The organism is Nonomuraea sp. NPDC059194, from assembly GCF_042754765.1.
Classification (GTDB): Bacteria; Actinomycetota; Actinomycetes; order Streptosporangiales; family Streptosporangiaceae; genus Nonomuraea.
Genome location: NZ_JBHZBH010000018.1, coordinates 30964 through 55243 on the forward strand (window position 1 = coordinate 30964; position 24280 = coordinate 55243).

At 70.7% G+C, this 24280-nt stretch carries 22 protein-coding genes; 13 read left to right on the forward strand and 9 right to left on the reverse strand.

From position 1 onward, the window contains the following. The first annotated feature begins 27 nt into the window (after positions 1 to 27). The gene (locus ACFXJ8_RS22105; RefSeq protein ID WP_379645807.1) at positions 28 to 1449 is read left to right on the forward strand and encodes a hypothetical protein; all 1422 of its coding nucleotides are present in this window, start codon (positions 28 to 30) and stop codon (positions 1447 to 1449) included. 8 nt (positions 1450 to 1457) lie between these two features. Then, complete coding sequence (locus ACFXJ8_RS22110; RefSeq protein ID WP_379645808.1) at positions 1458 to 2186, forward strand: glycoside hydrolase family 16 protein; 729 nt, start codon at positions 1458 to 1460, stop codon at positions 2184 to 2186. 63 nt (positions 2187 to 2249) lie between these two features. Here ACFXJ8_RS22110 and ACFXJ8_RS22115 read toward each other — a convergent pair whose 3' ends face one another. Further along, the gene (locus ACFXJ8_RS22115) at positions 2250 to 4640 is read right to left on the reverse strand and encodes an ATP-binding cassette domain-containing protein (RefSeq protein WP_379645809.1); all 2391 of its coding nucleotides are present in this window, start codon (positions 4638 to 4640) and stop codon (positions 2250 to 2252) included. A 329-nt stretch (positions 4641 to 4969) separates the two neighbouring features. On the opposite strand from ACFXJ8_RS22115, the gene ACFXJ8_RS22120 reads away from it, so the two are divergent. The 4 genes from ACFXJ8_RS22120 to ACFXJ8_RS22135 all read left to right on the forward strand — a co-directional run bounded on the left by ACFXJ8_RS22120 (position 4970) and on the right by ACFXJ8_RS22135 (position 9692). Continuing rightward, positions 4970 to 6553 carry a hypothetical protein gene (locus ACFXJ8_RS22120; RefSeq protein WP_379645810.1) on the forward strand — a complete coding sequence of 528 codons (1584 nt, stop codon included), beginning with the start codon at positions 4970 to 4972 and terminating at the stop codon, positions 6551 to 6553. 11 nt (positions 6554 to 6564) lie between these two features. Continuing rightward, entirely contained in the window at positions 6565 to 8373 is a 1809-nt protein-coding gene (locus ACFXJ8_RS22125; RefSeq protein WP_379645811.1) for a PQQ-binding-like beta-propeller repeat protein, read from the forward strand. A 16-nt stretch (positions 8374 to 8389) separates the two neighbouring features. Continuing rightward, positions 8390 to 8872 (forward strand): metallophosphoesterase family protein, encoded by a 483-nt coding sequence (locus tag ACFXJ8_RS22130; protein ID WP_379645812.1) that lies wholly within the window; start codon positions 8390 to 8392, stop codon positions 8870 to 8872. Positions 8873 to 8933: 61 nt separating this feature from the next. Then, the gene (locus ACFXJ8_RS22135) at positions 8934 to 9692 is read left to right on the forward strand and encodes an IclR family transcriptional regulator (protein WP_379645813.1); all 759 of its coding nucleotides are present in this window, start codon (positions 8934 to 8936) and stop codon (positions 9690 to 9692) included. Between the two features lie 33 nt (positions 9693 to 9725). Here the strand turns inward: ACFXJ8_RS22135 and ACFXJ8_RS22140 are convergent, their stop codons facing one another. The 4 genes from ACFXJ8_RS22140 to ACFXJ8_RS22155 are packed head-to-tail and all read right to left on the reverse strand — an operon-like array spanning position 9726 to position 14054. Further along, on the reverse strand, positions 9726 to 10544 hold the full coding sequence (locus ACFXJ8_RS22140) for a carbohydrate ABC transporter permease (RefSeq protein ID WP_379645814.1): 819 nt from the start codon (positions 10542 to 10544) through the stop codon (positions 9726 to 9728). Then, positions 10541 to 11467, reverse strand: a complete 927-nt coding sequence (locus ACFXJ8_RS22145) for a carbohydrate ABC transporter permease (RefSeq protein WP_379645815.1) — start codon at positions 11465 to 11467, stop codon at positions 10541 to 10543. The genes ACFXJ8_RS22140 and ACFXJ8_RS22145 overlap by 4 nt, the downstream gene beginning before the upstream one ends. Beyond that, the gene (locus ACFXJ8_RS22150; RefSeq protein WP_379645816.1) at positions 11464 to 12768 is read right to left on the reverse strand and encodes an ABC transporter substrate-binding protein; all 1305 of its coding nucleotides are present in this window, start codon (positions 12766 to 12768) and stop codon (positions 11464 to 11466) included. Before ACFXJ8_RS22150 ends, ACFXJ8_RS22145 begins: the two co-directional genes overlap by 4 nt. Continuing rightward, positions 12765 to 14054: an alpha-glucosidase/alpha-galactosidase gene (locus ACFXJ8_RS22155; protein WP_379645817.1), complete on the reverse strand. Its 1290-nt coding sequence runs from the start codon at positions 14052 to 14054 to the stop codon at positions 12765 to 12767. The genes ACFXJ8_RS22150 and ACFXJ8_RS22155 overlap by 4 nt, the downstream gene beginning before the upstream one ends. 233 nt (positions 14055 to 14287) lie before the next feature. On the opposite strand from ACFXJ8_RS22155, the gene ACFXJ8_RS22160 reads away from it, so the two are divergent. Beyond that, complete coding sequence (locus tag ACFXJ8_RS22160; RefSeq protein WP_379645818.1) at positions 14288 to 15292, forward strand: endo alpha-1,4 polygalactosaminidase; 1005 nt, start codon at positions 14288 to 14290, stop codon at positions 15290 to 15292. 174 nt (positions 15293 to 15466) lie between these two features. On the opposite strand, the gene ACFXJ8_RS22165 is transcribed toward ACFXJ8_RS22160, so the two are convergent. Both ACFXJ8_RS22165 and ACFXJ8_RS22170 read right to left on the reverse strand, forming a co-directional pair. Then, positions 15467 to 16402, reverse strand: coding sequence for an alcohol dehydrogenase catalytic domain-containing protein (locus ACFXJ8_RS22165; RefSeq protein WP_379645819.1), 936 nt, complete (start codon positions 16400 to 16402; stop codon positions 15467 to 15469). Then, on the reverse strand, positions 16399 to 17235 hold the full coding sequence (locus ACFXJ8_RS22170) for a fumarylacetoacetate hydrolase family protein (protein WP_379645820.1): 837 nt from the start codon (positions 17233 to 17235) through the stop codon (positions 16399 to 16401). The genes ACFXJ8_RS22165 and ACFXJ8_RS22170 overlap by 4 nt, the downstream gene beginning before the upstream one ends. Before the next feature lie 180 nt (positions 17236 to 17415). On the opposite strand from ACFXJ8_RS22170, the gene ACFXJ8_RS22175 reads away from it, so the two are divergent. Continuing rightward, positions 17416 to 18498: an alanine racemase gene (locus ACFXJ8_RS22175; RefSeq protein WP_379645821.1), complete on the forward strand. Its 1083-nt coding sequence runs from the start codon at positions 17416 to 17418 to the stop codon at positions 18496 to 18498. Between the two features lie 13 nt (positions 18499 to 18511). Further along, positions 18512 to 19276 (forward strand): SDR family NAD(P)-dependent oxidoreductase, encoded by a 765-nt coding sequence (locus tag ACFXJ8_RS22180; protein WP_379645822.1) that lies wholly within the window; start codon positions 18512 to 18514, stop codon positions 19274 to 19276. On the opposite strand, the gene ACFXJ8_RS22185 is transcribed toward ACFXJ8_RS22180, so the two are convergent. After that, positions 19277 to 20071 (reverse strand): phytanoyl-CoA dioxygenase family protein, encoded by a 795-nt coding sequence (locus ACFXJ8_RS22185; protein WP_379645943.1) that lies wholly within the window; start codon positions 20069 to 20071, stop codon positions 19277 to 19279. 61 nt (positions 20072 to 20132) lie between these two features. Between ACFXJ8_RS22185 and ACFXJ8_RS22190 the strand changes: the two genes are divergently transcribed. From ACFXJ8_RS22190 to ACFXJ8_RS22200, 3 genes are all read left to right on the forward strand, one after another. Beyond that, positions 20133 to 21038: a helix-turn-helix domain-containing protein gene (locus tag ACFXJ8_RS22190; RefSeq protein ID WP_379645823.1), complete on the forward strand. Its 906-nt coding sequence runs from the start codon at positions 20133 to 20135 to the stop codon at positions 21036 to 21038. 100 nt (positions 21039 to 21138) lie between these two features. Further along, the gene (locus tag ACFXJ8_RS22195) at positions 21139 to 22041 is read left to right on the forward strand and encodes an SDR family oxidoreductase (protein ID WP_379645824.1); all 903 of its coding nucleotides are present in this window, start codon (positions 21139 to 21141) and stop codon (positions 22039 to 22041) included. A 31-nt stretch (positions 22042 to 22072) separates the two neighbouring features. Next, positions 22073 to 22870, forward strand: a complete 798-nt coding sequence (locus tag ACFXJ8_RS22200; protein ID WP_379645825.1) for an N-acetylmuramoyl-L-alanine amidase — start codon at positions 22073 to 22075, stop codon at positions 22868 to 22870. Between the two features lie 14 nt (positions 22871 to 22884). On the opposite strand, the gene ACFXJ8_RS22205 is transcribed toward ACFXJ8_RS22200, so the two are convergent. Continuing rightward, positions 22885 to 23307 carry a MerR family transcriptional regulator gene (locus tag ACFXJ8_RS22205; RefSeq protein ID WP_379645826.1) on the reverse strand — a complete coding sequence of 141 codons (423 nt, stop codon included), beginning with the start codon at positions 23305 to 23307 and terminating at the stop codon, positions 22885 to 22887. Between the two features lie 28 nt (positions 23308 to 23335). Between ACFXJ8_RS22205 and ACFXJ8_RS22210 the strand changes: the two genes are divergently transcribed. After that, a complete protein-coding gene (locus ACFXJ8_RS22210) occupies positions 23336 to 24277 on the forward strand; it encodes an NAD(P)/FAD-dependent oxidoreductase (protein ID WP_379645827.1) in 942 nt (313 codons plus the stop codon). Positions 24278 to 24280: the final 3 nt, after the last annotated feature.

Below are 24280 nucleotides of genomic sequence, written 5' to 3' on the forward strand. Positions count from 1 at the left end.
CCCAGTGAGTCCAGGAGAAAGCCGCTCATGACCCCAAGCCGCCCCTCCCGGCGCCTTTCCTTCGCCTCCGGCCTGCTGCTGGCCTGCGTGTCCCTGGTGGGTGGCGGAGCGCTCGCCCAGCCGTGGGCCTCGCACGCCGACATCGAGCCCTCCGCTCCCGACGGTGGTCCCGTTTCGACGTTCGCGCCGAGCTCGGAGCCCGCGCCTGAGCCCCTTCCCGAGCCGACGCGGGAGCCGACCACCGAACCCACCGCGGAGCCGACGGGGGAACCCACCACCGAACCCACCACAGAGCCGACTGCCGAGCCGACGGACGAGCCCACGGCGGCTCCGACGGATGAGGATCCGGCGCCCACCGAACCCGCGCCGACGAAGACCGCGACCCCGTCACAGCCGCCCGCGACGTCCAAGAGCCCCAAGAAGCCACCTGCCACCGCCAAGCCCGCGCCGAAACGGGTGCCTGCGGAACCGCCGGCGCCGAGCGAGAAGCCGACCGACAAGCCTGCGGACAAGCCTGCCGAGAAACCGGCCGACTCCGATGCCGCGAAACTGGAGCTCCCCCTCCCGGTTCCGCTCAAGATCCCCGTGTTGAAGCCGCGAACCAGCACAGCACCCAAGGCCACCGCCGCGCCCAAGCCCTCGGCATCGAGCAGCGCCGTACCCAAACCCTCCGCGTCCAGCAGTGCCGCGCCCAAACCCTCGACGTCCAGCACCGCTGTACCCAAACCCTCGACATCGAGCGCCGCCGTACCCCAACCCTCCACGTCCAGCAGTGCCGTACCCAGGCCTTCGACGTCGAGCGACGCCGCGCCCAGGAGCACGCCGAACAGTCCCGCGCTTCCCAGGACCTCCGCCGAGCCCGGTGTCCGTGACAGCACCCCCGCCAAACCGCCGTCGGTCAAGCAGGAGCCCGACACGGCGTCGTCCCCCGCGCAGCGGCAGACGCCCCAGCCGACCGTAGATGCGAACCCCCTTCCCTCCACTGCCTATGTGCGGCCCCGGGACAGCGGCGTCGGGCCGCGCGCGCTGGCGCTCAACCCGCTCAACGCCCTCACCACCCGGACCGTCCTCCCGCTGCCCGCGCTGGCGCCGCCGCTCGCCGCCTCCACCGGGCAGAGCTGCCAGACCATGGACAGCGCCGCGTGCTGGAGCCTGTCACCGTGGTTCAGCAACACCACGGGCATCGGGGCGGCTCGGCCGCTGACACCCGAGTGGGCCTTCGTCCCGCCCGCCGCCCAGCCGTACCAGGGAAGCGCGCCCGCGCAGCCGTACCAGGGAAACGTGCCCGCTGCGCAGCCGTACCCGGCAGGCGTACCCGCGGCCCAGCCGCAGCCCGGCACCGGCGAGTCTGCCGGAACGACCGTCCCGCAGGCGGTCGCCGGTCCTACGATGTGCTGGGTGTTCGGGCCCGCGGCCGGGTGCGCCAGGGCAGAAGGGAGTGCCCCGTGATCTCCGGGATGCGTTCTCGCCTCACCGTCGTCGGGCTGGTGACCGTGCTGTGCTGGAGCACGTCCGGGTTCGTCGGCGTCGCCACGGCCGCCCCGTGCGCGCAGCTCGCCGACCAGCGCGGGTGGGGGCAGCCCGTGTGGTGCGCCGAGTTCGACGACTACCTCGACCCGAACGAGTGGGCGGTCTACGACTCGCCGGGTCACGCGGGCAACGGCCGCCGCTCGCCCGCCCAGCTGTTCCTCGGCGACGGCTCACTCTTCCTGTACGGCGCGCCCGACGGCACCACCGCGGGGCTCGCGGCCAGGTACACCCAGCAGTACGGCCGCTGGGAGGCGCGCATCCGCCTGTATCCGGGCGCCGGGTCCTACCATCCTGTCGCGCTGCTGTGGCCGGCGGGCGGAGGCGGCGGCGTGGCGCCCAACGGCGGCGAGGAGATCGACTTCCTGGAGGTCATCGACGACCCGGAGCGCCAGCGCCCGAACTTCTTCATGCACACGCCCTCGGGTCGCGAGGAGGCGCACGCGAACCTCGACATGACCACCTGGCACACCTACGCGGTCGAGAGCTCCCCCGAGGGCGTGGTCGGCTACATCGACGGCCAGGAGTGGTTCAGGTCGTCGATCGCGGTCACCAGGCCGATGTCGCCGTGCCTGCAGCTCGACTGGTTCCCCGGCGAGGGCAGCGCGGGCGACGCGTGGATGGAGGTCGACTTCCTGCGCATCTATCCGCTGACCTGAAGACCACGACATGGCCGGTCGGCGGCGGTCGCTCCGGGACGTCCGGGAGCGACCCCGCCCCCGTCAGCCGATGTAGCGGCGCAGGTGTTCGGCCGTCAACGAGGTGCCCGTCTCCACCAGGTCGGTGGGCGGGCCGGAGAAGACGACCTGGCCGCCGTCGTGCCCGGCGCCAGGACCCAGGTCGATGATCCAGTCGGCGTGGGCCATCACCGCCTGGTGGTGCTCGATGACGATGACCGTGTTGCCGTCGTCCACGAGCCGGTCGAGCAGCTCCAGCAGCTGGTCGACGTCGGCCAGGTGCAGCCCGGTCGTCGGCTCGTCCAGCACGTACGTCGTGCCGTTCTTCGCCATGTGGATGGCGAGCTTGAGCCGCTGCCGTTCACCGCCGGACAGCGTGGTGAGCGGCTGCCCGAGGCCGAGGTAGCCGAGACCGACCGCCGAAAGGCGGTCGAGGATGGTCCTGGCCTGGCCGGTGGTGAAGTACTCGCCTGCCTCGGCCACCGACATGCCGAGGACCTCGCTGATGTTCTTGCCGCGCAGCCGGTAGGTGAGCACCTCGGGCGTGAACCGCCTGCCCTCGCACTCCTCGCACACCGACGCCACCTCGGCCATCATCCCCAGGTCGGTGTAGATCAGGCCGATGCCCTTGCAGGCCGGGCACGCCCCCTCGGAGTTGGCGCTGAACAGGCCGGGCTTGACGCCGTTGGCCTTGGCGAAGGCGGCCCTGATCGGGTCGAGCACGCCCGTGTAGGTGGCCGGGTTGCTGCGGCGGGACCCGCGGATGGCCGACTGGTCGGCGACGATCACGCCGTCGCGCCCGGCGACGTAGCCGTGGATGAGGGAGCTCTTGCCCGACCCCGCGACGCCGGTGACGACGGTGAGCACGCCGAGCGGGATGTCGATGCTGACGTCGCGGAGGTTGTGCCGCGTGGCGCCCTTGATCGGCAGCCATCCGTCCGGCTCGCGCACCTTCTCGCGCAGGCCGACCCGGTGGTCGAGGTAGCGGCCGGTCAGGGTGTCCGACGCGCGCAGGCCGTCCAGATCACCGGCGTAGCAGATGCGGCCGCCCGCGGCGCCGGCGCCGGGGCCGAGGTCGACCACGTGGTCGGCGATGGCGATCGTCTCCGGCTTGTGCTCGACGACCAGGACGGTGTTGCCCTTGTCGCGCAGCCTGAGCAGCAGGCCGTTCATGCGCTGGATGTCGTGCGGGTGCAGCCCCGCGGTGGGCTCGTCGAAGACGTAGGTGACGTCGCTCAGGCTGGAGGTGAGGTGGCGGACCATCCGCACCCGCTGCGCCTCGCCGCCGGACAGCGTGCCGGACTCGCGGTCGAGGCTGAGGTAGCCGAGGCCGATCTCGACCAGGGAGTCGAGCGTTTCGAGGAGGGTGGTGAGCAGCGGCCCGACCGCGGGGTTGTCGATGCCGCGGACGAACGCGGCCAGGTCGTTGATCTGCATGGCCGAGCACTGCGTGATGCTGTGGCCGTTGATCAACGCCGATCTGGCGGCCTCGTTCAGCCGGGTGCCGCCGCAGGCGGGGCAGCTGGTGAGCGTGACCGCCCGATCGGCGAACGCCCGCGCCTGCGCCTGCATCGAGTCGCGGTCCTTGGTCAGGTAGAGCCGTCTGACCTTGGTGACCAGCCCCTCGTAGGTGAGGTTGGTGGTGCCGATCTTGACCTTCGTGGCGGGCTTGTGGAGGAGGTCCGCCCACTGCTCGGGGGTGTAGTCCTGGAGCTTGAGGTCGGGGTCGAAGAAGCCGGAGTGGGCCACCAGCTGCCAGTACCAGGTGTCGACCGCGAAGCCGGGGACCTTGATCGCCCCGTCGTTCAGCGACCGCTCCCTGTCGACCAGTTCGTCGACGTCGATGTCGGAGACCTTGCCGAGCCCCTCGCACTCGGGGCACATGCCCTCGGCCCTGTTGAAGCTGAAGGCGAAGGGCGGGCCGGCGTGGGGGACGCCGATCCGGCTGAACATGATCCGCAGCATCGTGTGGGCGTCGGTGGCGGTGCCCACGGTCGAGCGCGCGTTGGCGCCCATCCGCTCCTGGTCGACGATGATCGCCGCGCTGAGGTTGTGCAGCGCGTCGACGTCGGGCCGGTTGAGGTTCGGCATGAAGTTCTGGACGAACGCGGTGTAGGTCTCGTTGATCAGCCGCCGCGACTCGGCGGCGATCGTGTCGAAGACGAGTGACGACTTGCCGGAGCCCGACACGCCGGTGAAGACGCTGAGCCGCCTTTTGGGGAGGTCGAGGGAGACGCCCGTCAGGTTGTTCTCCCTGGCGCCACGGACCTGGATGAGGTCGTGGCCGTCCGCGGTGGTGTGATCGGATCCGCGGAGGTCGTAGTGGGGGATGTCGCTTGCCTGCTGGCTGGAAACCACGGAGACCTTTCCATGCTGGGGGGACAGTTCATCCGGCCGGGGCGGCACGACGAGCGCGCCCGCGGTCGCCGGCATCATGCCTTCAAGTTTCTCATTGACGTATCCGTACAAACTTTCGCGCGCGCTCCGCAGGCCGACGTGGGCAGCGGGGCCGCGAACCTTCAACGGCATGTGTAACCCGGGGGGCAGAGGCAGGCAGTATGGATCGGGAGAGGGCGGCACTGCGCCCCGTCGATCTGGCGCGGCCGGCGGGCGGGTCCACCCCCGCGCGCCTTCCGGCTATCGCCGCTTCCACGCGGGGCACCGCATGGCGCTGGACTGATCCGCTCACCCGTGCACGTCCCGAATTCGCGGCCGCTGATACGATTTTCGCCTTTTCGTGACCTACCAGTGCTAACGGGGCGAATGTGACGACGGGGCCCGGTTTTCAGCAGCAGTATCCGACGCCGCCACCACCGTGGCAGCAAGGACAACAGGGGCAGCAGTACCAGGGGCAGCAGCAGTACCAGACGCAGTGGCAACAGGGACAGCAGGGGCAGTGGCAGCAGTCTCCCCCTCCTCCCCCGCCGCCGCCCAGGCGCAGGACCGGGCTGTGGGTGACGCTCGGCGTCCTGTCCCTGGTTCTGGTGATCGCCGCGGGCGCGGGAGTCGGGCTGGTCCTGAAGGACCGAGGGGACTCCACGACCGCGCTCGAGACGGCCCCGACCAGGGCCCCCGGCAACGGGCAGGCCAGCGCGGAGGCCAGCGGCCAGGGGGACCCCAACACGGTCGTGGTCACCGACGAGGAGATCGCGGCGCTGCTCAAGTCGCACGGTGAGGCGCTGACCTCCGGCGACGCCAAGGCGTTCACCTCGATCTTCGACCAGAAGAACGGTGCCCTGGTCCGCGGCCAGGCCAGGGTCTTCGCCAACCTGCGCAAGATGCCGCTGAGCGAGATCTCCTATCAGACGCTGAGGCGTACCGGCCGGGCCGAGGACAACTTCGGGCGCGGCGTGACCTTCACCCAGGACATCGCGTTCGTGCACCGGTTCACCGGCATCGACCTGAAGCCGGTGTCGGAGTGGTACCGCTGGACGATCAAGAAGGCGTCCGCCGACGCTCCCCTGGTCGTCACCAAGGTGGGCGGCGCCCCGCCGCCGATCACGAGCGGTGAGGGCTCCAAGTCCGTCTACTACCCCGGCCCGTGGGACATCTGGCCCGACGTCGCCGTGGTGAAGGCGGGCCGCAGCATCGTGCTGGCCAGGCCGGAGGACGCCGCGCTGGCCAGGCGCATCGCGCCGACCGTCGCCCAGGCCACCGCCACCGACCTGGACTACTGGCGGCGCAACGGGCCGCCGGACGCCGCGGTGCCGGTCGGGTTCGTGGTCGCGCTGGCCAAGGGCCAGACGCAGCTGGGCAACCTGTTCCGCAAGGCGAAGGCGCACGAGGCGGGCGTGTCGATCCCGATGCCGAGCTGGGGCGGCGCCGGTAGCGAGATCAAGATCGGCGGCAGCCGCATCGTGCTCGACACCACCTCGGGCTTCTTCGATGACACGGCGGGAATCAAGGAGATCAGCCAGCACGAGATCGCCCACTCGCTGGTCGCGACCCTCGACCGTGCCGAGTTCTCCCTGTTCGGCAAGGCCAACTGGATCGTCGAGGGCTTCGCCGACTACGTCGCCACGCGGCACCTGCGCGTCGACCAGATCCGCCGTTACCAGAACGGCCGGGCCTACCTGGCCGGACGCCTGGCCAGGCCGTTCGACGGCAGGCTGCCCGACAACGTGTTCTGGGAGTACAAGGACCTCGTCAGCGCCCACTACTTCATGGGCAACCTCGCCATGCGCCACATCGCCGAGAAGTACGGCGAGCGCAAGGTGGCCGAGGGGGTGGCCGCGGCGTACAAGGCGAAGGGCGACCAGAGCGAGGAGGCGCTGTTCGAGGTGCTGGGCGTGAGCAAGGCGGAGTTCGAGCGGCAGTGGGCGGCCTACGTCCGCCGCCACCTGGCGTAGGGGGAACGCGGATGAGCGACCAGCACAACGACCACCAGTACGGCGGGCAGCCCGGATACGGACCGCCCCCGAACGGCGGGCAACCCGCCTACGGCCCCCCGAACCAGGGCCACCCCGCCTACGGCCCACCGAACCAGGCACAACCCGGCCACCAGCCGCAACCCGGATACGGACCGCCACCCAACCAGGCACAGCCTGGCTACCAGCCGCAACCCGGCTACGGACCACCCCATCCGACCCAGCCCGGCCAGCAGCCGCAGCCCGGCTACGGACCGCCCAACCAGGGGCAACCGGGCTACGGGCCACCGCACCAGGGACAGCCCGCCTACGGGCACAGCCAGGCGCAAACCGGCTACCAAGCGCCTGAGCAGGCGCAATCCGGCTACGGTCCGGCGACCGGGCCTTCCTATGGGCCGCCCCCTGCTCCTCAGCCCGGGCAGTGGAACCAGCAGCCGCCGTACCCGACCGGCCAGCCGTACCCCCAGCAGCAGCAGCCCGGCCGGCCGCGCCAGAAGGGCCGCACCGCGCTGTTCGTCGCGCTCGGCCTCGTGGTGCTGCTGGCCGTGGGCGCGGGCACCGCGTGGTTCGTCGCCGGCGGAGGGTCAGGCTCCCGGCAGGCCACGGCCCAGGGCGACGCGCAGGGCGGCGACGCGCTCGGCCAGTGGGCGGTGCCGCTGACGAACGCCGGCAGCTCCGACTTCACCACGGGCCTGGCCTTCGCCGCCTGGCTGACCGACACCACGATCATCCGCGCGCAGAAGGACGGCCTGCTCGCCTACGACCTCAAGAACGGCAAGCGCGCGTGGGGCGTGCCCTCCCCCGGCGAGCAGCTCTGCGGGGCCACCGGGGAACTGGTGTCGGGCAAGGGCGCCGTCGCGTACGGCGACGCCAGCATGTGCGACCACCTGGCGGGCGTGGACGCGGCCAAGGGCAAGCTCACCTGGAAGATCAAGATTCCTGCGGAGAAGTCCAGGTTGGCCAACATGATCACCGCACCTCAGGTGTTGAGCGCCGGCGACATGGTGGTGCTGTCGGTTCAGGAGACGGTCTACGGCCACCGCCTGTCCGACGGCGCCAAGCGGTGGACCGTCGCGCCGCCCGAGGGCTGCCATCTCGAGGACGTCCGTGCGGTCGCGGCGCGCGTGGTCACGCTCTACGACTGCGGGTTCGGCGAGGGCGCCACGAACCGGGTCGAGGTGCTGGACCCGCGCAGCGGCAAGCCGGTCAAGCGCTATCCGATCGGCGAGCTCGGCCTCGGCCCGTCGGTCCTGTCGGCCGACCCCGTCATCGTCCAGGTGGAGCGCGGGGGCGACGACACGTTCATCGCGTTCGACGACAAGGGCGGCACGGTCGAGGTCAAGGCGGGCCATGTGGACCTGCTGGCCATGAACAAGGTCGCCTTCTTCGATGGCATGGCCGAGGAGCGCCGCTACGCCGTACACAAGGACCGGCTGTATCTGGCGTCGTTCCCTGAGAACGTGCCGGACGCGCTGCGCTCCCGTAACACGGCGTTGGCCTTCGACCTGAAGACGGGCAGGCGGCTGTGGGAGTCGTCGGGCACCAACGCCACCAAGCTCACCTACGTCCGCGCCGACGACAAGGGGCTGCTGGCGCTGGAGGTGGGCGACCGGCGGGACCTGCCTCCCCGCCTGGTACGGCTCGACGCGGCCACGGGCAAGGCGACGCCGGTGGCGACGCTGCCGCAGGAGTTCGGCACCGAGGGCGACAACGCCAGGGTGTTCGAGCGGGGCGGCGCCGTCCTCATCGTGCCGTGGACGTCGGTGGCCACCAAGAACGCGGTCACGTACTTCGGCGGCTGACGGGTAGGGGCAGCCCGTGAACGTCGTGGTGCTGTCGGACACGCACGCGCCGCGCCGCTGGAAGTCGTGCCCGCCGCTGGTGGCCGACCGGCTGCGCGGCGCGGACGCGATCCTGCACGCGGGCGACGTGTGCGTGCCGTCGGTGCTGGAGGAGCTGGCCGTCTTCGCACCGGTGCACGTCGTCAAGGGCAACAACGACGGCCCTGACGTGGTGGCGCCCGAGACGCTGGAGGTGACTCTCGACGGGCTCAGGGTGGGCATGATCCACGACAGCGGCCCGGCCCAGGGCAGGCTCGGGCGGATGCGCCGGTTGTTCCCCGACGCCGGGCTCGTCGTGTTCGGGCACTCGCACATCCCGCTGGACGAGTCGGGCGAGGGCCTGCGCATCTTCAACCCGGGCTCACCCACCGACCGGCGCCGCCAGCCGTACGGCACGATCGGGATGTTGACGATTGAGCGGGGTGTGCTCACGGAGGCCCGGATCGTTCGGGTGACGTGAATGCGCCAAGTTCCGCATGACGCGCTAGCATTCCACAAAGCGGAACTTGGAGGAGAGTGTCGTGGCTGAGGCCCAGTCCCCCGTCGGCAGCGTCGATCGCGCCCTGCTCATCCTGCAGGAGATCGGAAAACACAGCAGGGGCGTTACGCTCGACGAGCTCGCCACCCGGCTCGGCCTGCCCAAGAGTTCGCTGCACCGACTGCTCGGAGCGCTGCGGCACCGCGGGTTCGCCGCGCAGCCCGAGCCCGGCGGCCCCTACTTCCTCGGCACCGAGTTGCTGGCGACCGCTTTCCGGTTCTACGAGACCATGGACCTGCGCACGCTCGTGCGGCCGCTGCTGCTGCGGCTGAGCGAGGAGTTCACCGAGACCGTGCACATGGCCATGCTCGATGGGAGCGAGGTCGTCTACCTCGACAAGGTCGAGGCGGTGCGGTCGATCACGATGACCTCGGTCGTGGGCGGCCGCAACGCCGCCCACTGCACGGGCGTCGGCAAGGCGCTGCTGGCCTGGACGTATCCGACCGACGAGGCGATCAGGGCGTGGGCCGACAGGTACGGCCCGCTGTCGGCCAGGACCCGCAACACGATCACGAACCCCGCGAAGCTGGCCACCCACCTCGACCAGGTGCGCCAGCGCGGCTACGCGCTCGACCTGGAGGAGAACGAGCCGGGCGTACGGTGCGTGGCCGCCCCCGTCTTCATGGGCAGGACCGCGCCCGTCGCCGCGGTGAGCGTGACCGCGATCAAGGACCGGATGTCGACCGCCAGGCTGGAAGAGGTGGGCAACGTCCTGAAGCGGGCGGTGGCCGAGACGATCTGACCGTCCGGTGGGAGCCCCACCGGACGATCGGAGTCAGCCCTTGACCGCGCCGGTCAGCGCCTGGACGAAGCGGCGCTGGCCGAACAGGAACACCGCCAGCACCGGCAGCGTGGTCAGCACCGTGCCCGCCATGATCGCCGGCCAGTCGGCGCGGTGCTGGCCCTGGAAGGTCGTCAGCCCCACCTGGACCGTGTAGTTGTCCTCCGAGTTGATCGCCACCAGCGGCCAGAACAGATCGTTCCACGCGGTGATGAAGGTGATGACGGCCAGCGCCGCCAGCGCGGGCCTGGCCACCGGCAGCACCACCCGGTAGAACACCGCCACGCGCGAGCAGCCGTCGATGCGCGCGGCCTCCTCCAGCTCCTTGGGGAAGGACTGGAAGAAGGAGGTCATCAGGTAGATGCCCACCGCCGAGCTGAGCTGCGGCACGATCAGCGCGCCGAGCGTGTCGGTGAGCCCGACCTTGTTGAAGATCAGGAAGGTGGGGATGACCGTCAGCTGGAACGGGATCAGCGCCGTGGCGATGACCAGGACCAGCACCAGCTTGGAGCCGACGAACCTGATCCTGGCGAAGGCGTAGCCCGCCATGCTGCACAGCACGACCTGGGCCAGCACGATCGCCCCCGACACGATGACGCTGTTGAGGAACCAACGCAGGAAGTTCGAGCGCTCGACGACCGTGCGGTAGCCGCCCAGGTCGATGCCCTCGGGCCAGATGGCCGGCGGGAACCTGTTGAGCTCGGCCTGGGTCATCACCGAGCTCAGCACCAGCCAGACGAACGGCAGCATGACCACGGCCGACATCGGCACCAGCACCAGATGCCACTTGCTGGGCAGGCGCAGCCCTCTCATGCCGTGGCTCCCCTCCGCCGCGCGACCAGCAGGCCCGCGACGATCAGCAGCAGGGTCCCGGCGAACAGCACGTACGCCACGGCCGCGCCGTACCCGGCGGTGGAGTAGGTGAAGGCCAGCTGCCAGACGTAGTAGACGATGGTCACGGTCGCGTTGGCGGGGCCGCCCTTCGTGGTGGTCATGACCAGGTCGAAGAACTGCAGCGCGTCGATCACGCCCCACACCGCCAGGAAGATCGTCATCGGCCGTACCGACGGCACGATGATGCGCCTGAACGTGGTCCACCGTCCCGCGCCGTCGATCGCGGCGGCCTCCATCACCTCCTTGCTGATCTCCTGGATGGCGGCCAGGTAGATCACCACCGAGAAGCCGAAGCGCGTCCAGAAGAAGATCAGCGTGAGGACGAACATCGCCTGCGAGGGGCTGCTGAGCAGCCCCTGGATGGGCAGCCCCAGCTTGGCGAGCAGCCCGTTGGCCAGGCCGAAGTCGCGGTCGAAGATGAAGCCCATGAGCAGGCCCGTCGCGGTGGCCGAGACGATGTAGGGCACCAGGAAGCAGGTCCGGTAGAACCCGATTCCGCGCACCTTCCTGTTCAGCAGCACCGCGACCAGCAGTCCGGCCACCAGCGAGGCGGGGATGTAGAGCACCAGCAGCAGCCCGGTGTTGCGCAACGCCTGGAAGAAGACCGGGTCCTCCAGCAGCGCCCGGTAGTTGTCGAGCCCGACGTTGCGTCCCGGCGTCATCAGGTCGGAGTCGGTGAACGACAGCAGCAGCGCCCACGCCATGGGCACCAGCGAGAACCCCAGGATGACCAGCGTCGCGGGCCCGGCGAAGGACCAGCCGGCGAGGTTGTCACCGAGCCTCCTGCGGTCCTTCGGGCGCCTGCGCGCGGCGGCGGAGGCCTCGATCACGGTGCTGCTCATGATCCTGGTACGGCCAGCGCCGCGTCGGACTTGGCGGCCGCCTGATCGAGGGCGCTCTTCGCGTCGCTCTTGCCCAGGAGGGCCTGGGCGATGGCCTCGGCCACGAAGGCGGACACCCTCGGGTACCGGGTGGTCGCCGGTCTGACCCGCTTGGCGTTGGCCAGGTTGGCCGAGATCACGTCGATGCCCGGGTACTTGCGGAGGTAGTCCTGGTAGCCGGGCAGCTTGGTGATCGACTCCCTGATCGGCAGCGAGCCCGTGTCACTCATCCACACCAGCTGCTGCTGGGCGGCCGTCAGCCAGGCCAGGAACGTGGCGGCCGCCTTGACCCTGCGCTCGTCGTGCTCGAAGACCACCCAGTTGTCGGGCCCCGAGATCGTCTCGTGGTTGCCGTTGGTGCCGGGCAGCGGCGAGACGCCGTAGTCGACCTTCGCCGCCTGCAGGTCGGGCAGCACCCACGGCCCCGACAGGAACAGCCCGAGCCTGCCGGACTCGAACAGCTTCTGCCCCTTCTCCGCGGGGCTGGAGTCGAGGTAGACGGACTTGTCGTCGACCGCCATGGCGCGCAGCCTGCCGAGCGCCTGCTGTCCCGCCGCGGAGTTGAAGGCCGCCTTCTTGTGGTCGGCCGACAGGATGTCGCCACCGGCCTGCCAGACCATCGGCCACAGGCCCCAGACCGCCTCCTCGCCGCCGCTGATCGGCCAGGTGGTGCCGAAGACGCCGTCCTTGGCGCTGGTGGCCTGCTTGGCCATGGCCCTGAAGTCGTCCCAGGTCCAGCCCGCCTTGGGCGGCTGGAGGCCGGCCTTGGCGAGCACCTTCTTGTTGTAGAGGACGACCATGTTGTCGACCACGGCGGGGAAGCCGATCACGTTGCCGCCGATGGTGACGGCCTGGCGCTCGCTGGCCCAGAAGTCGTTCCAGCCGACGGCCGGGTCCTTGACGAACGCGGTGAGGTCGGCCGTCTTGGGGTTCCTGGCGATGTTGGGCGCCCAGGAGCCGTAGAGGTAGGCGATGTCGGGGTAGGCGTCGGAGGTGAGCGCCGCGGTGATCTTGGGCAGCATGCCGTCCGCCGTCGCCCCGCCGGACTCGGTGTTGACCCTGATATCGGGGTGGCTCCGGTTGAACTGGTCGACCAGCTTCTCGATCGACTTGGCGGAGGCGTCCTCCTGGCCGTGCCAGATGGTGATCTCGACGGGCCCGCTCGCCTGCTCGCCCTGCGTGCCCCCGCCACCGCCGCAGCCGGCGGCGGCCCCGCCGACGACCAGGGTGACGACCGCGGCGGCGGCCAGCGCGCGCCTCATCGGACACCCTCGGGCAGCAGGTCGCCGTGGGCCGCGATCATCTCGTCGACGAGATCGTGGATCTGCTGGAGCGTGAGCGTCGCCGACGCGTTGGGATCGAGCATGGCGGCATGGTAGACGTGGTCGCGGCGGCCTTCGAGGGCCGCCCTCACGGTCAGCTCGCCCACGTTCAGGAACGTCCTGTTCAGCGCGGCCAGCTGGGGCGGCAGCTCGCCGATCCTGGTCGGGCGCATGCCGGACCGGTCGACCAGGCACGGCACCTCGACGCACGCGTCGCCGGGCAGGTTGGCGATCAGGCCGTCGTTGCGCACGTTGCCGTGGACGACCCTCGGGGTGCCGGTCTCGATGGAGTGGATCACCTCGGAGGCCAGCTCCATGGCGGGCTCGATCTCGACGCCCTCACCTGCGGCCAGCCTGCGCCTGGTCTCCTCGTAGGTGTCGAGGTTCTCCTCCGACCAGCGCAGGTAGATCTCGACCGGGATGCGGAAGTGCTCGACCTGGTCGTCGTGGTGCAGGAACCAGGGCAGGTACTCCGAGCCATGCTCGCTGGACTCGGTGGGGAAGTAGCCGAAGCGGCGGTACATCTCCACGCGGACGGTCCTGCGCAGCTCGGGGTCGCTGGCGATGACCTCGTCGAGCGCCGGGTACAGGTTCTGGCCGTTGCGCTCGAACTTCAGCACGAACGCCTGGTGGTTGGCGCCCGCCGTGACGAAGGAGACCTCCTCCTCCGGCATGCCCACCAGCGAGGCCAGCCTGGCCTGGGTGTCGCGCACGGAGTGGCACAGGCCGACGACGTTCTTGAACGGGGTCCCCTGGTAGACGGCGCAGGGGATCATCGCCATCGGGTTGGTGTAGTTGAGCAGCAGCGCGTCCGGCGCCAGCTCGGCCAGGTCGTTGCCCAGGCCCACCATCACCGGAATCGTGCGCAGCGCCCGGAAGATGCCGCCGATGCCGAGGGTGTCGGCGATCGTCTGGCGCAGGCCGTAGCGGCGGGGGATCTCGAAGTCGACGCGGGTGGCGGCGTGTCCGCCGACGGCGATCTCGTTGATCACGTAGTCGGCGCCGTCCACGGCGGCCCGGCGGTCGAGGTGCGCCTCCACCTTGGCGCCCAGGCCGAGCTCGGTGACCATCCAGTTGGCCATGGCCTCGGCAGTGGCCAACCGCTCGGGGTCGATATCGTGTAGGACCAGGGTGGATTCCCCGAGCTCCGGAAATGTCAGGATGTCGGAGAGGACGTTCTTGGTGAACTCGACGCTGCCGGCGCCGATGAAGACGATGCGTGCCATGGGGTTCCCTCCACAGAGCACGGCGGGCGAGAGGGCCCACTGCGTGCGGTGAGTATAGCCAGCCATCCGCGATACAGACTAGGGTTCCGCTATACGGAAAGATCGGATAGCCGCGGCATTCATCCGATTTGCGGAACTCTTGACATCAACAGGAAGCTTGACAACCTCCGATCTTGCCCGATTTCCTTGGTGGCGGAATATCATTCCGCTATGTGGAATAGAAGGTGAGCGCGTTGGTTCTTCTCCGATCGATCTACACCCGGTTGGCCACGGTCACGGCCTTACTGCCGGTCGCCGCACTCGGCCTCACGGCGTCCGCCGAGGCCACCACGACAGCCGCCCCGAGCATCACGTCGGGCACCAGGTCGGGCTCCGAGGCGTCGGCGAGCGCGGCGATCTGGCGCCCGCCGGTGCAGAGCCGCTGGCAGTACCAGCTCCAGGGCAACAAGGCCTTCGCCGCGACCGGCGGCATCAACGTCGACATCTGCGAGGTCCCGCAGACCGGCGGCGCCTGCGTGCGGCCGACCGTCTTCGACATCGACCTCTACGTCGACGCCGAGATCGCGGGCAACAACACCACCATCAACACGGCGGCGGTCAACGCCATCCACGCCAGGGGCGCCAAGGCGATCTGCTACATCGACGCCGGGTCGATCGAGGAGTTCAGGCCCGACTACCAGCGGTTCGTCGACTGGCACAAGAGCCACGGCAACTCCCTGCTCGGCAAGCCGTTCAGCGAGGAGTTCCCGAACGAGCGCTGGGCCAACATCAACAACGACAAGGGTCAGCGTGACTTCCTCCTGAAGATGATGGAGCCGCGCGTGGACAAGTGCGTCCAGGCTGGCTTCGACGGGGTCGAGTTCGACGTCGTGCACGCCCACGAGGAGGGCGAGGAGGTCACCGGCTGGGACATCAGCCCGCAGACCCAGCTGGTCTACAACAAGGCCCTGGCCGCGCTGGCCCACCGCAAGGGCCTGTCCGTCGCGCTGAAGAACGACCTCAGCCAGATCGAGGACCTGGTGTCGGTCTTCGACTACGCGGTCAACGAGGAGTGCTTCCAGTACAAGGAGTGCGGCGAGCTGTCGGCCTTCGTCAGGGCGGGCAAGCCGGTCTTCCAGGTGGAGTACAAGACCTCGCCGGGCAGCTTCTGCGCCAAGGCGCGGCAGCTGAAGTTCAACTCCGTCAAGAAGGCGAGCGACTACTCGCTGTACGACAAGCCGTACAAGCCGTGTAAGTGAGCGCGGGCCGCGGCCCCGCCGTACAGAGAGCCGTACAAGGGGCCGCGCGAGCCCGCTCACGCCAGCCTTGCCGGCGCGCGGGCCCGCTCGACGGTGGTGACGGGCACGGTGAGCTGGGAGATCGGGCGGTACTGGGAGAGCGGGATGTCCACGGCTGCCTCGGCTTAAGGGGGTTCAGGGGGTGAGCAGGGCCTTGACGGGAACGGTGTGGCCGTTCATCAGCGTGGTGAAGATCCCCGCCCCCTCGTCGAGCGGGAAGGTGTCGACCCAGCTGAGGTCCCAGCCGCCGACCAGGTCGGCGGCGGCGGCGAAGTCGGCGTCGGTGTAGGCGAACGAGCCGAGCACCCGCTTCTCGCCGCGCACGAGCCCCGCGGCGTCGAAGCCCGCGACGGTGTCGGCCAGGCCCAGCCACACCGCGACCCCGCCGGGACGCAGCAGCGCGAGCGACCGTTCGTGGGTGACGGCGGCGCCCACCGCGTCGAAGATCACGTCGTACTCGCCGGTCGGCTCGGCCACGGCCGCGGCCGCGCCGAGGCGGGCGGCGATCGCCCGGCGGCTTTCGGCGTGGTCGGCCACCTCGACACTCGCGGCCTTGCCCGACAGGGCGACCTGCAGGCACGCCAGACCGATCGCGCCCGCGCCGATGACGCCGACCCTGGCTCCGGCGGGAGTCCCGGCCAGCGCCCACGCGTGCACGGCGTTGGCCGCCGGTTCCACGATGCCCGCCGCCGTCCAGTCCAGCTCCCGCGGCGGCGTGATGACGGCCGCGGCGGGCACGGCCACGCGCTCGGCGAAGCCGCCCGGCCGGTGCACGCCGACGATCCGCCGATTCCTGCACACGTTGCGCAGACCCATGGCGCACACGTCGCACGCGCCGCACGACAGGATCGGGTTGACGATCACCTGCCTGCCGTCGTCCGTACGGCCGGCGAACTCGTGCCCCATCACCAGCGGCGGCACTCTGAAACCGGGGGTCCTGACCCCGTGCAGCTCGCTGCCGCAGATGCCCGAGGTGACCACGTGGACCAGGATCTCGCCCTCGCCGACCTCCGGTTCGGCCACCTCGCGCAGCTCGACCACGCCGGGGCCGGTGAACACCAGTGCCTTCATCGCCTGACTCCTGTCACGGGGTTGCGTACCACGCCGATGCCTTCGACGCCCACCTCGACGGTGTCGCCCGGCCGCAGGGAGCGGCGCGGGTCCATGAACTCGCCGCAGCCCCACGGCGTGCCGGTCAGCACGACGTCGCCGGGTTCGAGGGTGAAGGCGCGCGAGCAGAAGGCGAGGAGCTCGGCGACGCCGAAGAGCATCTCGGCCGTGCTGGAGTCCTGCACGCTCTGGCCGTTGACCGTCGTCCACAGCCGCAGCGCCTGGGGGTCGCCCAGCTCGTCGGGGGTCACGATGGCGGGGCCGAGGGGGCAGAAGGTGTCCAGGCTCTTGCCGCGCGTCCACTGGCCGTCGGCGAACTGCAGGTCGCGGGCCGAGACGTCGTTGGCCACGGTGTAGCCGGCCACCCCGGCCAGCGCCTGCGAGGGGCCGGCGTGGCGCAGTGGCGTCCCGATGACCGCCGCCAGCTCCACCTCCCAGTCCACCCGCTCGGTGAGGCCGTCGTCGATGACGATGGGCTCATCGGGGCCGATCACGCTGGAGGGGAACTTGGCGAACATCAGCGGCCGCTCGGGCCGGTCCATCCCGGCCTCACGGATGTGGTCGAGGTAGTTGAGCCCGATCGCCACGATCTTTCCGGGTCTCAGCGGCGCCACGGGTGTCGCTCCCGCCAGGGGCCTGGCCGCCGAGACCGCCAGCCGCCTGACCTCCTCGGGCCCTTCGGCCAGGACCGCTCGCAGCGGGAAGCCAGGGGGCACGTCCAGCGCGTACCACAGCCCCTCCCGCTCCGTCGCGGCGAAGCGGGCCTCGCCGACCCGCACGGTGCCAAGTCTCACGACATCACTCCTGATTCCGCTATACAGAATGCTATTCCGAATCAGCGCAAGAACACCAGCATGTGGAGCGCCTGTCAAGAGGCATCCACAGCCATGACTAGATTCCGAATGACGGAATGCTGGTACGCTATGCGGAATTGATGCTACTTTCGGGGCACCTTCGAGAGGGGCGGTCCACTCATGTACCCCGAGATCGACACTCCCGCGCTCGTCCTCGACCTCGACGTGGTCAGCGCCAACGTGACGGAGATGGCCAAGGTCGCGGCGCGCAACGGCGTCAGGCTGCGGCCGCACATCAAGACGCACAAGATGCCCGAGCTGGCCAGGATGCAGCTCGCGGCGGGCGCGACCGGCATCACCTGCGCGAAGCTGGGCGAGGCGGAGATCATGGCGGACGCCGGGATCGACGACATCCTGCTGGCCTTCCCGATCTGGGGCGAGGCCAAGCTGCGCCGCCTGGCCGCGCTGCGCGAGCGGGCCAGGGTGCGGGTCAGCCTCGACTCCCCCGAGGTCGCCGCCGGGCTCGGCCGGCTGGGCGGAGCGCCCGTCGAGGTGCTGGTGGAGGTCGACACCGGCCAGCACCGCCTGGGCCGCCCGCCCGGCCGGCCCACCGCCGACCTGGTCGCCGAGATCGCCGCCGTCCCCGGCGTCGAGGTCGTGGGGCTGCTCACGCTGGCCGGCCACGCCTACCACTGCCGCACCCCCGAGGAGCTGGCCGAGACCTCCCGCCGCGAGGGCGCCGACCTGGTGGCCACCGCCGAGCTGTGCGCCCGCGACGGCATCGAGCTGCGCGAGATCAGCGTCGGCTCCACCCCCACCGCCAGGCACGTGGCGGGGGTGGCGGGCGTGACCGAGATCAGGCCGGGCACCTACATCTTCAACGACGCCTCGATGATGCGCCTGGGCGTGGCCACCGAGACGAGCACCGCCGCCCGCGTGCTGTCCACCGTCATCGCCCGGCCCACGCCCGAGCGGGTGGTGTTCGACGCGGGCACCAAGTGCCTGACCTCCGACGGCAGCGGCTCGCCCGACTGGATCAGGGTCGTGGGCGCGCCGTACGCGCACATGGACTTCCTCAACGAGGAGCACGCGGTCGCCCGCCTGGAGCCAGGCCGCCACGGCGAGCTGCCCGTGGGCACGCGGGCGTCGCTCATCCCGAGCCACGCCTGCTCCGTCGTCAACCTCTTCGACCACGCCTACGGCGTCGAAGATGGACAGGTCATCACCGAACTACGCGTCGCGGCCCGCGGCGCGGTGCGTTGAAAGCAGGCACACCATGCGCGGACTCGCCGGCAAGCGAGTGCTGATCAGCGGCGGCAGCAGCGGCATCGGCGCCGCCACGACCCGCCGGTTCCTGGAGGAAGGCGCCCGCGTCGTGCTCGGCGGCCTCGACGCCGCCGAGGTCGAGGCGACCGTGGCCGAGCTGTCGGCGCTGGGCGAGGTGGGCGGGCTGGCGGGCGACGTCCGCTCGGAGGCCGACGTCGCCCGGCTGGTGGAGGGCGCGATCGCGGCGATGGGCGGCATCGACGTCCTGGTCAACAACGCCGGTACGGCATGGCGCGAGCCGTTCCTGGAGATCACCCCCGGCCACTGGGACACGATCATGGCGGTGAACCTGCGCGGCATGTTCCTCGTCGCCCAGGCCGTGGCCCGCCACCTGGTGGAGCGCGGCGAGGGCGGCGTCATCCTCAACATGTCCTCCACCAACGGGCTCGGCGGCGAGGCGGACTACGCGCACTACAACGCCTCCAAGGGCGGGGTGCTGCTACTGACCAGGACGATGGCCGTCGAGCTCGGCAGGCACGGCATCAGGGTGAACGCGCTGTGCCCCGGCTACATCAGAACACCGCTCAACTCGGCCATCTCCGCCGGGCTCGCCGACGGCTTCGTCTCGGCCTACGAGCGCGACCACATCCCCCTCGGCCGCGCGGGGCTGGCGGAGGAGGTCGCGGCGGCGTACGCCTTCCTGGCCTCCGACGACGCGGCCTTCATCCACGGCACCGAGCTGGTCATCGACGGCGGCCAGCTGGCGATCATGTGATCAGTGCGGGCCGGCGGGCTCCGTGCCGCACGGCCCGCCGCCTGCCGCCTCCGCGAAGAAGACCCGCTCTCCCCCGAGGGTGAGCGTCGGGTAGTAGGAGGCGATCCGCTCGGTGGAGGCGCCGACGTAGTGGCAGATGAAGCTACGGCGGAAGCGGTCGGCGGTCGTGTTGGGCCCGGAGCCGTGCACGAGGTTGCCGTTGAAGAACAGGACGTCGCCCGGCTCCATGTCGACCGGCACCCGGGCCAGCCCCGGAGGCGGCGGCACGTACTCCCTGGTGAAGGAGAGCCCCGGGTCGGCCTCCTCGGGGCAGAACAGGTCCATGAGGTGGGTGCCGGGCACCACCTCCAGGCCGCCGTTGGCCCTGTCGATGGTGTCGAGGGCGATCCACGCGGCCACGCACGTGCCCGGCTCGACCCTCAGGTAGAAGTTGTCCTGGTGCAGCGCCTGCCCGCGCGCGCCGGGCGGCTTGAAGTAGAACATGCTCTGGGCTGCTACCGGCTCCTCGCCGAGGATCCGGCCGACGACGGCGGCGATCCTGGGGTCGAGCAGGTAGCGCAGGGCCAGCGCGTTGACCTGGTGGGGGTGCATGACCCGGGGGTAGTCGCGCAGGATGTCGTAAGGGGCGCCCGGATCCTGCGGCCCGGGGGTGAAGTGGCCGGGGATCGGCCCCGCCGCGTGCAGGGCCATGAACTCCTGCCGCAGCTCGGCGGCCTCGTCGGCGGTGAGCAGCCCGCGCAGGACGGCGAAGCCCTCGTCGTGGAAGGCCTTGACCTGCGGCTCCGCAAAATTCATCACGATAGGTTCTCCCTCGTCCGGCTGTTTCCCACGCTAGGAGGCCGATCAGGTGGACGGTATGCCTGCGACGGCTGAAGACCTGTCCGTTCCTGCTGCCGACCTGGTGATCGTCGGGCACTTCGACCAGCCGCCCGGCTACGCCGTGCGCCGCCGTACGGGCGCGCCGAGCTGGCTGCTCATGTGGACCCAGGAGGGGGCGGGGCACGTCGAGCAGGGCGGGGCGGCCTTCACGGTCGGCCCGGGAGATCTGATCGTGCTGGGCTCCATGACCGGCCATCACTACCGGGTCGGGACCGGGGCGAGCCACTGGGCGTTCTGGTGGGTGCACTTCCAGCCGCGTCCGTCCTGGCTGAGCTGGCTGGGCCCGTACGCCAAGGGCTCGCGCTGCCACCTGGTCCGCGCGGTCCCCGAGGCGGTGCACGAGCGCCTCGACCACACCTTCCGCAGGGCGAGCGCCGACGCCCGCCGGCCAGGGCACGGCACGTCGCACGCGCTCGCCCGCCCGCTCCGGCCCGCCGTGGCGGCCCTGCCGCAGGCGCGTGAGCTGGTGCTCAACGCCGTCGAGGAGGCGCTGCTGCTGGCGACCGCCGCGCGCGTCGGCGAGGCGCAACCGGCGACCACGGGCCTCGGCGAGGGGCGTGATCCGCGCATCCGGCAGGTCGAGGCGCTCATCGCGGCCGAGCCCGACGCCCCGCACACGGTCGCGTCGCTGGCCGCGTCCGTGTCGATGTCGCCGTCGCGGTTCGCCCACCTGTTCACGGCGCAGACCGGCAGCGCGCCCATGCGAGCCGTCAGGCAGGCGCGGGTACGGCACGCCGCCCGGCTGCTGGAGGTGACCGACATGGACGTCGGGCAGGTCGCCACGGCCTCGGGCTTCGCCAGCCCGTTCCACTTCAGCAGAACCTTCCGCAAGGAGTACGGGCTCTCCCCTCGCCAGTACCGCTCCCACCTGCGCGACGCCTGAAGCCGCGAGGTCCTCGACCGCTGTTTCACCCTGGTCCCGCCCGCGTGAGCGATCGGGACCGGAACCGTTAGAGCGGGCCCGAGCTGGGCAAGCGCAGGTCATGCCAGAAGAACCCAACGCCACACCGCCCGCGCAGAGCCAGCCGTACCCGGGACGCAGCGATCGGATGTCGCCGCAGCCGCGCGACGAGATGCGCGACTACGAGGGCCGCGGCCTGCTGCGCGACAAGCGCACGCTGATCACCGGAGGAGACTCGGGGATCGGGCGGGCCGTCGCCGTCGCCTTCGCCAAGGAGGGCGCCGACGTCGCGATCGCCTACCTCAGCGAGCACGAGGACGCCAACCACACCAGGAAGCTGGTGGAGGCCGCCGGCCGCAGGTGCGTGCTGCTGCCCGGCGACCTCGGCGACGCCGACCACTGCCTGTCCGTGGTCGAGCAGGCCGTGGCCGAGCTCGGCGGGCTGGACGTCGTGGTGAACAACGTGGCCTACCAGGCGCCGGTCAAGTCGCTGGAGGAGCTGACCGACGAGCAGTGGGAGCACACGTTCGCCGTCAACATCCACAGCTACTTCCGCGTCACCAAGGCGGCACTGCCGCACCTGCGCGAGGGTGGCGCGATCGTCAACACCTCCTCCGTCAACGGCCTGCGCGGCAACAAGTCGCTCATCGACTACGCCGCCACCAAGGGCGCGATCAACGCCTTCACCCAGTCGATGGCGCAGAACCTCCTCGAGCGGGGCATCAGGGTCAACGCGGTCGCGCCGGGACCGGTCTGGACGCCGCTGATCCCGGCGACGATGCCGGAGGGGCGGGTGGACGAGTTCGGCAAGCAGGCGCCGATGAAGCGGGCGGCCGACCCGGACGAGATCGCGCCGTCGTACGTGTTCTTCGCCGCCGGGCGGCTCTCGTCCTACTACAGCGGCGAGATCCTGGCCCCGATCGGCCCAGCCGATGCCGGGGTGACGATCCGGGATCTACGCAATCGGGGGCCAGGTCAGACCTGAACGCGCAGGTCAAGCCGGTACGGTACGAACCATGCGTGCCCGGAGAGCGGCCATGCCGACGCTCGCCGCGCTGGTGGTGCTGGCCACCGCGTGCGGCGGCGCGACCTCGGCCGCGCAACAGCAGCAGCCGCCCGCGACGACGCCGCTGTCGCCCTCGCCCCGGCCGATGCTGGCGGGCAAGGTGGTGGCCATCGACCCGGGACACAACGGAGGCAACGCCGACCATCCCGAGGTGATCAACCGGCCGGTCGATATCATCACCGGGCGCAAGCCGTGCAACACGACCGGGACCGAGACCGCCGCCGGATACACCGAACACGCCTTCACCTGGGACGTGGCGCGCAGGCTCGCCCCGATCCTGCGGAAGATGGGCGTCGAGGTCGTGCTGACCAGGCCGAACGACACCGGCGTCGGGCCATGCATCACCAAGCGGGCGGCCATCGGCAACAAGGCCGAGGCCGACGCGGTGGTGTCGATCCACGCCGACGGCGCCGCCGCGAGCGGGCACGGCTTCCACGTGATCATGCCGGGCCTGGTGCCCGGACACAACGACGCGATCATCGAGCCGTCCAAGCGGCTGGGGCTCGCCGTCCGCGACGCCTACACGCGGGGCACCGGCATGCCGTTCTCCACCTATGTCGGCAAGCAGGCCCTCAGCACCCGCACCGACCTGGGTGGGCTCAACCTGTCGACCCGTCCCGCGGTGTTCGTCGAGTGCGGCAACATGGGCAACCGCGGCGACGCCGCCAAGATGTCGGATCCGGCCTTCCGCCAGCGCATCGCCGCCTCGCTGGCCGCCGGGCTGAGGAAGTATCTCGACGGGCAGTGACCCGTGTGAGCGTCTTACGCCGGATCCTTCTCCGGTCCCGTCAGGCCCGTTGTGCTCTCGACGACGTGCAGGTAGCCGGGGCAGCGGGTGAAGTCATCGGCCGTGCACTCCATGATGTGCTCGACCAGCGCTTTGGAGGCGGCGAGCTCGCGCAGCCTCCGCTCCAGCTCGGCGTGGTGCCGTTCGAGGACGGCCCGGCGCTCGGCGCCGCCGGTGACGTTGAGGATCTCCCCCACCTGCTCCAGGCTCATTCCCGCCGCCTTGGCGCGGATGATCGTCAGCACCCTGACGATGTGGTCGCGGGTGTAGACGCGCCTGCCGTTCACCCTGGTCGCGGGGGTCAGCAGGCCCATGGCCTCCCAGTGGCGCAGCACGTGCGGCGCCAGATCGAACCGCTCGGCCAGCTCGCCGATGCGCATCGAACCGCTTGACTTCATGTTGACATTAACTTGCAGACTTTGGCGCATGTCAAACACCTTCGATGTCGCCGTCATCGGCGGCGGGCCGGCCGGCATGGCCGCGGCGCTGACGCTGGGCCGTACCCACCGCTCGGTGCTGCTCCTCGACGCCGGCCAGGGCCGCAACGCCCCCGCCGAGAACGTCCACAACTTCCTGACCAGGGACGGCACTCCCCCCTCGCTCCTCCGCGAGCTGGGCCGCCGGGAACTGGCTGCCTACGACACCATCCAGGTGCGGCAGGAGAGCGTCGTCGACGTGCGGGCGGGATTCGAGCTCCGGCTGTCGGGCGGCGGTACGGCGCGGGCACGGCGGCTGCTGCTGGCCACCGGGCTGGCCGACGACCTGCCGGGCCCCCGCGGCGTCGAGGCGCTCTGGGGCCGCTCCGCCTTCCACTGTCCCTACTGCCACGGCTACGAGTGCACCGGCAAGCAGGTCGCCGTGCTCGGCACCGGCCTTCCCCGGGTACGGCTGGCGCTGCAGCTGAGCCGCTTCGCCGCCGACGTCGCGCTCTGCACCGACGGCAGCCCGCTCGACACCGCGCTGCGTGACCGGCTTCAGGCAAACGGCGTCATCGTGCGGTGCGAGGCCGTCGCCAGGCTGGAGGCGACGGGCGACCGGCTCGACCAGATCGTGTTCGAGAGCGGGCCGCCGCTCGCGCGCCAGGCGGTGTTCGTCGCCAATGTGCCGCGCCAGCGCTCCGACCTGGCCGCCCGGCTCGGCTGCGCGATCTTCTCCGACGGGTGCGTCGAGGTGAACGAGTTCGGACAGACCAGCGTGCCCGGGGTGTACGCGGCGGGCGACATGGCGCGCCGGGCCACCGTACCCGTGCCGCTGGCCGCCGTCATCGCCGCCGCCGCCAGCGGCACGGTCGCCGCGGCGGTCATCGACCAGGACCTGCTCGGCGAGGACTTCGATCTGCCGCGCCCGTTCGCGCGAGCGGAGGGCTGAGCG